11 protein-coding genes are annotated in these 12,774 nt (G+C 63.3%); 6 read left to right on the top strand and 5 right to left on the bottom strand.

Going from position 1 to position 12,774, the window contains the following annotated elements; translation table 11 throughout:
- The first annotated feature begins 29 nt into the window (after positions 1-29).
- Complete coding sequence (locus tag ACVOLL_RS01415) at positions 30-1,475, top strand: amino acid permease (RefSeq protein ID WP_481511238.1); 1,446 nt, start codon at positions 30-32, stop codon at positions 1,473-1,475.
- 102 nt (positions 1,476-1,577) lie between these two features.
- Here ACVOLL_RS01415 and ACVOLL_RS01410 read toward each other — a convergent pair whose 3' ends face one another.
- A complete protein-coding gene (locus ACVOLL_RS01410) occupies positions 1,578-1,970 on the bottom strand; it encodes a hypothetical protein (RefSeq protein ID WP_481511237.1) in 393 nt (130 codons plus the stop codon).
- 247 nt (positions 1,971-2,217) lie between these two features.
- Between ACVOLL_RS01410 and ACVOLL_RS01405 the strand changes: the two genes are divergently transcribed.
- The 4 genes from ACVOLL_RS01405 to ACVOLL_RS01390 all read left to right on the top strand — a co-directional run bounded on the left by ACVOLL_RS01405 (position 2,218) and on the right by ACVOLL_RS01390 (position 4,937).
- Positions 2,218-2,865 carry a methylthioribulose 1-phosphate dehydratase gene (locus ACVOLL_RS01405; RefSeq protein WP_481511362.1) on the top strand — a complete coding sequence of 216 codons (648 nt, stop codon included), beginning with the start codon at positions 2,218-2,220 and terminating at the stop codon, positions 2,863-2,865.
- Positions 2,866-2,893: 28 nt separating this feature from the next.
- Positions 2,894-3,448: a 1,2-dihydroxy-3-keto-5-methylthiopentene dioxygenase gene (locus tag ACVOLL_RS01400; RefSeq protein WP_481511236.1), complete on the top strand. Its 555-nt coding sequence runs from the start codon at positions 2,894-2,896 to the stop codon at positions 3,446-3,448.
- Between the two features lie 132 nt (positions 3,449-3,580).
- Positions 3,581-4,279: an acireductone synthase gene (gene mtnC / locus ACVOLL_RS01395; RefSeq protein ID WP_481511235.1), complete on the top strand. Its 699-nt coding sequence runs from the start codon at positions 3,581-3,583 to the stop codon at positions 4,277-4,279.
- A gap of 148 nt (positions 4,280-4,427) precedes the next feature.
- Entirely contained in the window at positions 4,428-4,937 is a 510-nt protein-coding gene (locus ACVOLL_RS01390) for an MgtC/SapB family protein (RefSeq protein WP_481511234.1), read from the top strand.
- A gap of 152 nt (positions 4,938-5,089) precedes the next feature.
- Here the strand turns inward: ACVOLL_RS01390 and ACVOLL_RS01385 are convergent, their stop codons facing one another.
- A complete protein-coding gene (locus ACVOLL_RS01385; protein WP_481511233.1) occupies positions 5,090-6,247 on the bottom strand; it encodes a metallophosphoesterase in 1,158 nt (385 codons plus the stop codon).
- Between the two features lie 512 nt (positions 6,248-6,759).
- Positions 6,760-8,577, bottom strand: coding sequence for a DUF885 domain-containing protein (locus ACVOLL_RS01380; RefSeq protein ID WP_481511232.1), 1,818 nt, complete (start codon positions 8,575-8,577; stop codon positions 6,760-6,762).
- A 219-nt stretch (positions 8,578-8,796) separates the two neighbouring features.
- Here ACVOLL_RS01380 and ACVOLL_RS01375 point away from each other — a divergent pair, with 219 nt between their 5' ends.
- On the top strand, positions 8,797-10,065 hold the full coding sequence (locus tag ACVOLL_RS01375; protein WP_481511231.1) for an amino acid permease: 1,269 nt from the start codon (positions 8,797-8,799) through the stop codon (positions 10,063-10,065).
- Between the two features lie 54 nt (positions 10,066-10,119).
- Here the strand turns inward: ACVOLL_RS01375 and ACVOLL_RS01370 are convergent, their stop codons facing one another.
- A complete protein-coding gene (locus ACVOLL_RS01370) occupies positions 10,120-11,616 on the bottom strand; it encodes an efflux transporter outer membrane subunit (RefSeq protein ID WP_481511230.1) in 1,497 nt (498 codons plus the stop codon).
- Between the two features lie 10 nt (positions 11,617-11,626).
- Entirely contained in the window at positions 11,627-12,772 is a 1,146-nt protein-coding gene (locus ACVOLL_RS01365; protein WP_481511229.1) for an ABC transporter permease, read from the bottom strand.
- Positions 12,773-12,774: the final 2 nt, after the last annotated feature.

Below are 12,774 nucleotides of genomic sequence, written 5' to 3'. Positions count from 1 at the left end.
CCGCGCACCGATGAGCGAAGACCCGAAACATGTTCAAGCAACTCTGGGCCACCAAACATCCACACGCCGCACATGAGGAAGCCAATGGCCTGAGTCTGCGCCGCACCCTCGGCCCCTGGGGGTTGACCGCACTGGGCATCGGTGCGGTGATCGGCGGCGGTATTTTCGTCATCACCGGCCAAGCCGCGGCCAACCATGCCGGCCCCGCGATCATGCTGTCGTTCGTGCTGGCGGCCATCTGCTGCGCGTTCTGCGCGCTTGCCTATGCCGAGTTCGCCTCGATGGTGCCGGTCTCCGGCAGTGCATACACCTATACCTACGCCACCTTCGGCGAACTCTCCGCCTGGTTCATCGGCTGGATGCTGGTGCTGGAGTACGGCGTCTCCGCCTCGGCAGTGGCGGTCAGCTGGACCGGTTACTTTCTCAGCTTCCTCAACCATTTCGACATCCACCTGCCAGCAGCACTGGTCAGTGCGCCATTGGATGCACAGCTCAAGCCAACCGGCGCCATCGCCAACATCCCGGCGGCAATCCTGGTACTGCTGCTGACCTGGCTTTGCTATGTCGGCATCAGCAAGTCCTCGGCGATGAACATGGCCATGGTGGTGCTCAAGACTGGCCTGATCATCCTGGTGATCGTGGCCGGCTGGAAGTACGTCGACACCAGCAACTGGACCCCGTTCATCCCGGCCAACGAAGGCCCCGGCAAGTACGGCTTTGAAGGCGTGCTGCGCGGCGCGGCGATGGTGTTCTTCGCCTATATCGGCTTTGAAGCAGTGTCGGTGGCGGCGCAGGAATCGCACCGTCCGCAGCGCGACCTGCCGATCGGCATGCTGCTGTCGCTGGTGATCTGCACCGTGTTGTACATCGCCATGGCCGCGGTCATGACCGGCCTGGTGCCCTACCAGTTGCTAGGCACCGCCGAGCCGGTAGTTACCGCCGTTGCCGCGCATCCGCAGCTGGACTGGTTGCGCATCATCGTCGAGGTCGGCGCGCTGATCGGCCTGGCCTCGGTGGTGCTGGTGATGGTGATCGGCCAGCCGCGCATCTTCATGATCATGGGCCGCGACGGCCTGCTGCCGCCGGTATTCACCAAGATCCACCCCAAGTACCGCACGCCGCACATCAATACCGTCATCACCGGTATCGGCATCGCCCTGCTGGCGGCATTGTTCCCGCTGGACATCCTCGGTGAACTGACCTCGATGGGCACGCTGATCGCATTCGCCGCAGTCTGCGCCGGCGTGCTGGTCCTGCGTCGGACCCAGCCGGACCTGCCGCGCCCGTTCCGCATCCCGATGGCCTGGTTGATCTGCAGCCTTGGCGTGCTCAGCTGCATCGCCCTACTGACTGCGATGACCCTGCACAACTGGATGCTGATGGGCGTGTGGACCCTCACCGGCTTCATCATCTATTTCCTGTACGGCGTGCGTCACAGCAAATTGAACGCAGCCAACAAGGCCGGCAAGAACTGATACTCAACCATGCCCCGGGTCAACGCCCGGGGCATGTCGCCGCCTGCGTTTGCAGGCGGACCGCCGGCTATCCCGGTTACCGCATGGCGCACTGCAACGTCCTCAGTGCTTCCAGAACCAGTCAGATTTCAGGCGCCAGCCCTGTCTGCTCATACAGGCCGTGTACTCCTGGTCCCGGTCGTGCTCGTTTATGTCCAGCACATAGGTCTCGATTTCCGAGTGTTCGACATAATTTATCTTGCGCTTCTCGTCATCGCACTTTTCGCCGGCGCCGCGGCAAGGCTCCTCGCGCTTTACATAGACCGTGCGGTAAGCGACTTCGTTCTTGATTGGGAACTGTATCCTTCCCTTGCTACGACACTGCGACGATGCCTCATCGAAAGGCGGTGCGCCTTCGTAGGGATACCACATGCTGGTGCAGCCACTTAGCAAAGACGCAGCAAAAGCTGCCATGGCGACTGCGGCGAACCGTCTTGATGATGCGCTTCCTTCCATGTCACCCCCTGGTCAAATCATCAACTCGATTCTGTTGCAGTCACTTTTTGCTTGTCCATACCACGACGCATGGCCTTTCCCCGAAAATGCCGTTTGTCTCGATTCAAATACTGAACCATGACTGTCCGGACTAAACCTATAGCGAACTGCCCTTATCCCGAGAGGGAATATGATTCCAGTAGTCCCGACGGAACGCCAACGGCCAACAAACTCCCCGGCGCTGGCAAGGACACGTAAAATGCTGTCCATGAACGCGCCTACCGTCCCCTATGACGCCCAGCGACTGAGCGAACTGGCCCAGCTGCTGATCGACAACATCCGTGAGCTGGCCCACGCCGGCTGGACACCTGCCACCAGCAGCAACTTCTCGCACCGACTGGATGACCAGCATGCGGCCATCACCGTGTCCGGCAAGGACAAGGGCCGGCTGATCGAAAGCGACATCATGGTGGTGGATTTCGATGGCAAGGCCGTGGGCCGGCCGCTGCGCCCTTCGGCGGAAACCCTGCTGCACACCCAGCTCTACGCTCGCTTCCCGGAAGTCGGCTGCGTGCTGCATACCCATTCGCCGGTGCAGACCATCGCCTCGCGCCTGTACAGCAGCGATGGTCATATCCGTCTGGAAGGCTATGAGCTGCTCAAGGCCTTGCACGGCAACACCACCCACGAAACCGCCGTCGACCTGAAGGTGTTCCCCAATACCCAGGACATGGATGTGCTGGCAGCCCAGGTCGAGGCCGAACTCGACAAGGGGCAGATGTGGGGCTATCTGATCGACGGCCACGGCCTGTACGCCTGGGGCCGCGACATGGCCGAAGCCCGTCGCCACCTGGAGGCCTTCGAGTTCCTGCTGCATTGCGAACTTGAACTGCGCCGCCTGCGCGGCCACGCCTGATCCTTCTTCCTACTACGTCGAGTCCCCCATGAGCCGACTGCGCATTTTCAATGAAACCGCCCCGGACGCACCGCTGTTCGATAGCCGCGACGGCGAGGTCATCGCCGCCGAACTGAACAAGATCGGCGTCACCTTCGAACGCTGGCAGGCCAAGCACCCGGTCACGCCGGGCGCCAGCCAGGAAGAAGTGTTCGCCGCTTACCGCGAGGACATTGACCGTCTGGTCGCAGAGCATGGCTTCAAGAGCGTGGACGTGGCCTCGATCGCCCCGGACAACCCGGCCCGCGCCGAGATCCGCAAGAAGTTCCTCGACGAGCATTACCACAAGGAAGACGAAGTCCGCTTCTTCGTCGCCGGCTCCGGCCTGTTCACCCTGCACGTGGGCGACAAGGTCTATGAAGTGGAGTGCGTGAAGGACGATCTGATCGCCGTGCCCGACAGCGTCAACCACTGGTTCGACATGGGCGAGGAACCGAGCTTCGCCGCCATCCGCTTCTTCACCGAGCCGGACGGCTGGGTCGGCCATTTCACCGGCACCGACATCGCCCAGCGCTTCCCGCGCTACGAGCCCAGCACCCTCTGAACCCGCCTTCCGCTTAAGCCGCTCTCCCGTTCACGGGAGAGGGGTTGGGGTGAGGGCAGCTCCTGGCTCTTACCTCCCTGTTTCTACCAACCACGCATAAGTGCCGACAAAAGCACCGTGCAGGAAAACCGCATGACGATCAAAGCCATCCTCACCGACATCGAGGGCACAACCTCCAGCATCTCCTTCGTCAAGGAAGTGCTGTTCCCGTATGCCCGCAACGCCCTGCCCGGCTTCGTCCAGGTACACGGCAATGAACCCCAGGTCCGCCAGTGGCTGGATGCAGTGGCCACCGAAATTTCTGCCAGCGCCTGCCAGGACGAAGTCATCGTCGAAACCCTGCAGGGCTGGATCGACCAGGACCGCAAGCACACCGCGCTGAAGGCGCTGCAGGGCATGCTCTGGGACGTGGGTTACCGCAACGGCGACTACACCGCCCACCTGTACCCGGAAGTGGCCGACGTGCTGCGCGGCTGGCACGCCAGCGGCTTGCCGCTGTACGTGTACTCCTCCGGCTCGGTGCCAGCACAGAAGCTGTTCTTTGGTTTCAGCGATGCCGGTGACTTGAACGGTCTGTTCTCCGGCAACTTCGACACCGAAGTCGGCGGCAAGCGCGAGGCACCCAGCTACACCCACATCGCCAAGGCCATCAACATCGACCCGGCCGAGATCCTGTTCCTGTCCGACGTGGTCGAGGAACTGGACGCCGCGCGCGAGGCCGGCCTGCAGACGGTGCTGGTCGACCGCCTCAGCGATTACCCGCAACCGCGCAGCGGCGAAGCCACCCACGGTCACACACGGGTGGAACGCTTCGATCAGATCACGCTGTGATCGCCTGAACAGCAATCCGCAACACGACGGCCCCTCACGGGGCCGTTTTTGTATCTTCGGCATCACCGCCGGTAAAGGAAAGCCAACGCACGATCAGTCTTCAGCTGCCCCGCCCACCGATCACGCCAGCAACCAAGGACGCCTTCGTATGAGCATCGCTGCAGAAATCGGCCAGGCCCTGGCCGCCGAGTTCGCCATTCCCGATGTCGGCACATTGACCGTCATCGTCTCGCGCCTGGCCACCGCCATCGTGCTCGGCGGACTGCTTGGCCTGGAGCGGGAACGCAAAGGGCGCGCGGCAGGCTTGAAGACCCATATCCTGGTCTCGGTGGGTTCAGCGCTGTTCGTACTGGCACCTTTGCAGATGGGCATTTCGGGTGCCGATGTGACGCGGGTGATGCAGGGCATCGTCTCCGGCATCGGCTTCCTCGGCGCTGGCGCCATCCTCAAGCTCGACAACGAAGAACGCATCCAGGGCCTGACCACCGCCGCCGGCATCTGGATGACGGCAGCCATCGGCATGGCAGCCGGCATGGGCATGGAGATGGTGGCCTTCATCACCACGATCGCCGCCTTGGCGGTCGTGAGCACGCTACCGAAGCTGATGCCCGACAAACGCAGGAATGTTGAGGGTAGCGAGGCCGACCTCGATACCTGATCAGCCGACACCACCGCAATGCCCAAGCAAGTACATCGCCGAATCTTGTAGGAGCGGTGTCAGCCGCGAAGCTGGCATTGCCGAACATCAGGGCAAATTTGTCACCTGATGATGTGCGAGCCTCGCGGCTTACGCCGCTCCTACAAATCCGCCTACTCAGCCGGGCTGCGCAGCACCAGCACATCGATACTGGAGGGCACGCCAAGACGCGCAGTGAAGCCATCCCATTGGCCCACACCGCTGCTGACGAACAAGGTCATCTCTCGCACCCGGTACTCGCCGCGCACAAAGCCGTGGTTGAAGGGAGCTACCACCCAGCGGTCGAATCCCAGCATGTGCCCGCCATGGGTATGGCCGGAAATCTGCAGGTCGATCGCGCCGGTAGCGGCGGCCGCGCGCGCCTGCTTGGGTTGGTGCGCAAGCAATATATGGACGTCGCCGCCCCTGCCACCATCCACGACGGCCTGCATGTCCGGCGCCAGGCCACCGTGCATGTACGAACTCGGTTTCAGTGCCGCGAGGTCACCGATGCCGGAGACCGCCAGCCTGCGGCCATTGATATTCAGCAGTGCGGTCTGGTTCTCCAGCACGCCCAGGCCCATCTGCCGGAAATGCGCCATCCACGCACTGTAGTCGTAGTAGTACTCATGGTTGCCCGGGGCCAACCAGACGCCATAAGGCGCCTTGAGCTGGGCCAGCGGCTCGGCGAATCGACCGCTGTCTTCCAGACCACCGTCGGCCATGTCGCCGGGCAACACGATCATGTCGGGTTTGACCGCCAGGGTTGCATCGACGATGCGCTGGGTCCGCCAAGTGCGTTTGACCGGGCTGATATGCAGGTCGGCCAATACCGCCACACGCAGACCGTCCATCTCCTTGGGCAGGTTCGGCACGACAAGATCGCGTTCGTATACCTGCGGCGGTTTGAGACCGTTGTAGATGCCCAGCGTGGCCAGCAGCACAATCAACAACGCCGCGCCCTGATTGAAACCGACGCCGTGCCACAGCGTTGCGAAACGTGAGCTGCGCGGCAGCAGGCGTGACACCAACCAGCCCGTTTCGCGCAGCAGGACGAACACCAGCACCAGCATGAACATCACCAGCACCCAACCGAATACCAGCTGGATCCAGGCTTCGACTGTGTAACTGAAGATGTCCAACCGCCACAAGGTGGCGAAACTCAGACCAATCAGGGCAAGCAGCACACTGATGCCCGTCCGCCAACGGCGCTGGTGTTTGGACAAGGGATGGACCGGCCACCAGAACAGAATGGCCAACAACGGCAGCAGCAGCGATACGATAAAAGTCATCAGCGGTACGCGGTAAGTAAACTAAGAACGCCCGCGATCAGACCGCCAGCGGGCTCAAGAGATTGCCGTGCACTGTGGCACAGCAACATGGCAGACCGAGCGCCCACAGCTGGAACACTACGTAGCCCAACCGTAGAGCCGAGCCATGCTCGGCTTATGCCGATTTTCCGATCGCTTCAGCCGCGAAGCCCGCAATCATGCTGATTGCAGGCCCTTCTGCGGTTTCATTGTTGCCAGCTTCGCGGCTGACGCCGCTCCCACAAACAAACCCTGTAGAGCCGAGCCATGCTCGGCTGAAGCTCTACCTGTGATATCCCTTGCCGAGCATGGCTCGGCACTACGCTCCTGCTCCCTCCCTTTGGCCAACGGCCAAGGGGAGGGTTGGGGAGGGGTTAGCCCTTTGCGCTAATGCCCCTTGCCGAGCATGGCTCGGCACTACATTGGGGTTGCTGGAGTGCTGGTGAAGCCCATGCCGAGCATGGCTCGGCACTACAAGTAAGCGACTGCGTCGCTTACTTGGACTTCTCGGCAATCCAGGCGTTGAGCTTCTCGTCGAGCACGTCCAGCGGCACCGAGCCGTCCTTCAGCACTTCTGCGTGGAACTCGCGGATGTCGAACTTGGTGCCCAGCTTGTCCTGCGCGCGCTTGCGCAGTTCCTGGATCTTCAGCTCACCCGTCTTGTACGCCAATGCCTGGCCCGGCCATGCGATGTAACGCTCGGCTTCGGCAACTGCATCCGGCTCGCTCACCGAGGAATTGGCGAACATGTAGTCCAGCACCTGCTGGCGGGTCCAGCCCTTGGAGTGCAGGCCGGTGTCCACCACCAGACGCACTGCGCGCCACAGCTCGCCCTGCAGGCGGCCGAAGTAGCTGTACGGGTCGGTGTAGACGCCCAGATCCTTGCCCAGACTTTCTGCATACAGGCCCCAGCCTTCGATGAAGGCGGTTTCGCCACCAAAGCGACGGAACGCCGGCACGCCCTTCAGTTCCTGCTGCAACGCCAGCTGGAAGTGATGGCCCGGGATGGCTTCATGCAGGAACAGGTCTTCGGCGTCCCAGGTCTTGCGGGTCGGCAAGTCGTAGGTGTTGACGTAGAAGATGCCCGGACGGCTGCCGTCTTCGCTGGGCTGCATGTACTCGCCGCCTGCGGCCGACTTGGCGCGGAATGCCTCGATCGGGCGGATCTCGAAACCGGCCTTCGGGGTCAGCGAGAACAGCTTGGGCACATTGGCATTGATCTTCGCTTCCAGGCCGCGGTAATGCTCCAGCAGTTCCGGCTCGGACTTGAACTCGAACTGCTTGTCCTTCTGCATGAAGGTGAAGAATTCCTGCAGCGAGCCCTTGAAGCCCACTTCGGTCATCACCGTCTGGATCTCGGCGTGAATGCGCGCCACTTCCTTCAGGCCGATCTCGTGGATCTGCTCCGGGGTCTGCGCGGTGGTGGTGCTCTGTTTGGCGTTGAAGGCGTACCACGCCTTGCCGTCCGGCAAGGAATCCAGGCCGACCGTGTCGCGGGTCGCCGGCAGGTATTCGTTGGCGATGAAGTCACGCTGCTGCTTGATCGCCGGCATCAGCTTGTCGTTGATCACGCTGCGGAAGGCTTCGGTCAGGCGGTCCTTGTCGGCCTGCGAGAAATCGGCCGGCAGCAACTTGATCGGCCCCCAGAACTGGCTGTCCTCGGCCTTGGCGGTGATGATCTCGTCGAACTGCGGCACCACTTTTTCCATAAGCACGCGCGGCTGCACCACGCCGGCCTTCATGCCTTGGCGCATATTGGCGTTTTCGGTTTCCAGCAACACCGGAACGCGCGCGGCACGCGCCAACCAGTTGTCGTAATCCTTGACCGTCTTGAACGGCTGCGCCACCTGGCCCGAACCCAGCATCACCGCATAGCTGACGGTGGAGCCCATCTGGTTCACCGGCATCATCCAGGTAGGGAACTTCTCCCCTTCCAGCGACTGTTTCTGCTCTTCAACGAAGATGCGGTAGCTGAGCAGATCCTGCCCAGCCAGGCCCGCATCGCCGATCTTCTCGGCCTTGCCCAGCCATTCCTGGGTGAAGTCATGGCTCTGCTTGCGGAACTCGGCCGAGCCGAAGTCCGGCAGCTGGTCGTTGTAACGGTTGTCGCCCTGGAAGGTGGCCTGCAGCGGGTTCAGCTTGAGCACGCCTTCCCAATAGTCAGCGTACAGCTGGTTCAGCTGCGCGGCCTTGTCGGCCTGCGGTGCCTGCGCAGTACTGTCGCCAGCGGCTGGTTGCGATGACGGCGAACAGGCGGCCAGCACGGTGGCCAGGGAGAACGAGACGGCAAGCGCCAGCGGTCGAACAGTCATCGGGGGTTTCCAGGACAGGGAACAAGGCCGCCAGCGTCAGCGCTGCTGTGCCCTGCCGGAAGGGCCAAAGGTCATTACCGGCAGGTTTCACATCGCGGTCTGGCCTGCAAACCGTCATAATCCGTCCCCTGCTGCGGTCGCCACCGGCGTCTGCCACCTCGTATTCACGCTCTCCCGGGGCTTCTCTATCCGGCACGAGCCTTTGCAGTTGCTGTATTTATGACTACTTCGCGTCGCCCGCTGGGCTTCTGGTCCGCCACCGCCCTGGTTGTGGGCAGCATGATCGGCTCGGGTACCTTCCTGTTGCCAGCCACCCTCGCCCCCTATGGCGCGGCCACCCTGATTGGCTGGGGTATCACCTTGTGCGGCGCGCTGCTGCTGGCGGTGACCTTTGCCCAGCTGGCCAAGCGCTGGCCGCAGACCGGTGGCCCCTACGTGTTCGCCCGCAACGCTTTTGGCGAGCTACCCGGCTTTCTGGTCGCCTGGAGCTACTGGATCTCAATGTGGTGTGCGATTGCCGCCATCGCCGTCGCCTTCGCCGGCAGCATTGGCGCCATCTTTCCTGCCCTGACCGCAACCCCGGTGCGCGCTGCGGCCTGCGGTCTTGTCGCGCTGTGGCTGTGTGCAGGCGTCAACCTGATAGGTGTGCGCGAAGCCGGACGCCTGCAGCTAGCAACCACCGTCCTGAAAGTAGTACCGCTGCTGATGTTCGGCCTGGTCGCGCTGTGGCTGGTGGATACCAGCCACTACGTGCCGTTCAATCCGTCCGGCGAATCGCTGGGCAGCGTTGCCGCCGCCACCGTCGCGCTGACCCTGTGGGCGATGATCGGCCTCGAGGCCGCCACGGTCCCGGCCGAGTCGGTCGACGACGCACCTCGCACCGTCGCCCGTGCCACCGTCGCCGGCACCGCCATCGCAGGTATCGCGACCGTACTGGCCTGCACCACCGTGCTGGGCCTGCTGCCAGCCGATGTGCTCGCCAGTTCCAGCGCACCGATGGCCGATGCCGCCGCCGCCTTGTGGGGGCCGACCGCCGGGATGCTGCTGGCGGTGGTGATGGCCATTTCCTGCGTCGGCGCACTGAATGGCTGGACGCTGCTGGCAGCACAGCTACCGATGGCGGCCGCCCGCGATGGCGTGCTGCCGCGCGCCTTTGCCCACGAGAACAAGCGCGGCGCGCCGGTCTTCGGCGTCATCGTCAGCTGCCTGCTGGCCACCGTGCTTGTGATCTGCAACTACAACCGCTCGCTGGTGGACCTGTTCAAGTTCTCGGTGCTGCTGTCCACCGCTGCCACCCTGCTGCCCTACCTGGCTGGTGCTGCCGCATGGTTGTGGCGCGGCAGCGGTATCGCTTCGCGCATTGCCGCTGCTGGCGCATTGCTCTTCAGCCTGTACGCGATTGCCGGCATCGGCAGCGAAGCTCTGCTGTGGGGTGTGGCGCTGATCGTGGCAGGCCTGCCGATCTACTTCTGGTTGCGCCAACGCTGAGTACTGGCCTGCCGTTTGTCTGTGGGAACGGCGTAAGCCGCGAAGCTGGCTCGGTCACTCGCGCGTACGCGGCCCGTTGCCCAGTGCCTTGTTGACCGCGACAAACTGGCTACGCAGTAGTGCTTCGCTATCAACCAGGTCGCGCCGCGTCTGCAGATAGCCTCTGCGTGCATCCAGCACCGCCAGGAAGTCGATCAGGCCAGCATCGTGCCGCGCCTGGGCGATCGTGTAAGCGTCCGCCGTGGCCTGCTCGCGCTCACGCAGCTGGACGCGCTGTTGTTGAGCGGCGGCGTAACCGTTCAAGGCATTGTCGATTTCCTGCCAGGCCTGCAGCACGGTCTTCTGGTAGGCCACGGCAGCTTCCTGCTGTTCCAGCTCCCGCAGCTGCACCACACTCTTGCGCCGACCGTGATCGAACACTGGCAGGTTCAGCACCGGGCCGATCGACCAGGTCCGGCTGCCCCAGTCCGAGAACTCACCGGACAGATACGACTCGTAGCCGAACTTGGCACCCAGCCGGATGCTGGGATACAGATCCGCCTGGGCAACACCGATGCTGGCCGTCGCCTGTTGCAGGCGTGCCTGCGCGGCGCGTATATCCGGGCGCCGCTGCGCCACTTCCGACGGCAGGCCCAGCGACAGATCCGGCAACGCGTCGCTGGCTGCAACCATTGGCGCTGCAAGCTGGCTGCGCAATGCGCCGGGGCGCTCGCCGAGCAATAGCGCGAGTTGGTTGCTGCTGCTCGCTTCCTCGACCAGCAGGCCGGGCAAGCGCGCACGTAACGCAGCCAGATCGGCTTGCTGACGGTCCAGATCCAGATGGTCCTGCAAGCCGCCGTCCACCCGCGCCTGCAGCAGCGACAGGCGCTCTTCCAATGCGCCAATGTCCTCGTGTGCCAGTTCGATCTGGCGCTGTGCAGCGCGCAACTGCACGTAGCTGCGTGCCACTTCGCTGCTGACGCTCAGCCTGGCCAGATCCAACAGCGCCGCCTGTTGCGCCACGCTCGCGTCGGCGGCCTCGATCGAGCGCCGCACCCTGCCCCATAGATCCAGCTCCCAGGACGCATCGAAGCCGGCCTGGTACAGATTGAATGGTTCGGCCAGCAGCTGTTTCATTGCGTCACTGTCATTGCTGAGGATGTCGAGCATGCGCGTACCAGCGCCGTTCTCGCTTTGGCGCTGGCGATTGACGCCTGCCGATGCGTTCACATCGACACCGCGCTGCGCGGCAACCGTGCGCCGCTGCGCCCGCGCCTGGGCGAAATGCAAGGCTGCAGTGCGCAGGTCCGGACTCGCCTGCAGGGCGCGTTGCTGCAGTTCATCCAAGGTCGGGTCGGACAGCTGCGTCCACCACTCCGGCTGCAGCGCCTGCGTACCAAGGTCGGCATTTAGTGACGCGTCACCGCCCCGCCATTGCGTCCAGTCGACAGGGGCCGCCATGTCCGGACGCACGAAGTCCGGCCCGACCGCGCAGCCGCCGAGCATCAGGCCAGCAGCAAGCGGCGACAGCAGCAGCGGCACGTTCAACAGTGAGCGCAATTGGGGAAACATGGATCGCGTCCTAGGTAAGCCGGTTACGGAACAACCACGCCGCCAACGGCAAGGTGATCGCCGCCACCGCCAGCATGGGGATGAAGTTGAAGCCCACTTCCTGCAGGCCGGCGCCTTCCAGATAGACCCGGCGCACCAGATCGATGCCAAAGCGCAGCGGATTGGCATAGGTCGCCACCTGCAGCACCTTGGGCATGTTGGCCACCGGCGTCATCAAGCCCGACAGCAGCATCAACGGCATGATCAACAGGAAGGTGTAGAGCATGGCCTGCTGCATGTTTGCTGCCACCGCCGAGATCGACAGGCCGATGCCTACCGACGCCACGGTGAACACCGCCAGCGCCAGGTACAGCACGCCCACCGAGCCGGCCATCGGGATCTGGAACCAGAAGCGGATGATCAGCAGGATGATGGTGGACTGCACCAGCCCCACCAGAATCGACGGCAAGGCCTTGCCGATCAGGATCTGCATCGGCGTCAGCGGCGTGACCAACAGCTGATCGAAGGTGCCCTGCTCGCGTTCGCGCGCTACCGACAACGCCGCAATCAGCAGCGTCTGTAACATGCTCAACGCGGCAATCAACGCCGGCATCAGCTGCCAGCGCGATTCCAGGTTCGGGTTGTACCAACTGCGCGTGACCAGTTGCACCGCCTGCCCACCGGCAGCGCGCGCCGGGTTGAACTGCGCTCGATTGGACTGTTCTCGATTGAAATCGGCGACGATGGAGCCGATGTAACCGGCGGCAGCACCGGCGGTGGTCGAGTTGCGGCCATCCATGATCAACTGCAGCGGCGCGCTCTGCCCAGCGGCCAATCGCCGCTCGAAATCGGCCGGAATGCTGATCACCAGCAGCGCTTCATTGGCGTCGATCAAGCCTGCAATCTGCGTAGACGAATCCAGCGTGGCCACACGCTCGAACATGCCCGCGCCATCCATCCGCGAAAGCAGCTCGCTCGAGGCCTGTCCGCCACTGAGGTCGAGCACCGCGTACGGCACATGACGCAGATCGAAGGTCGCGCCGTAGCCAAACAACAACGCCTGCATCAGCGCTGGCATGAACAGCATGGCGCGGCTGGCCGGCTCCTTCAGCAGGGTGATCAGTTCCTTCCTGCACAGGAAGGCAATACGCCTGAAATAGATGGCGATAGTTTCCATGC

The organism is Stenotrophomonas sp. STEN035 (genome assembly GCF_056759935.1).
The sequence above is the reverse complement of the archived record's forward strand: the minus strand, read 5'-3'. Positions and strand labels throughout refer to the sequence as shown.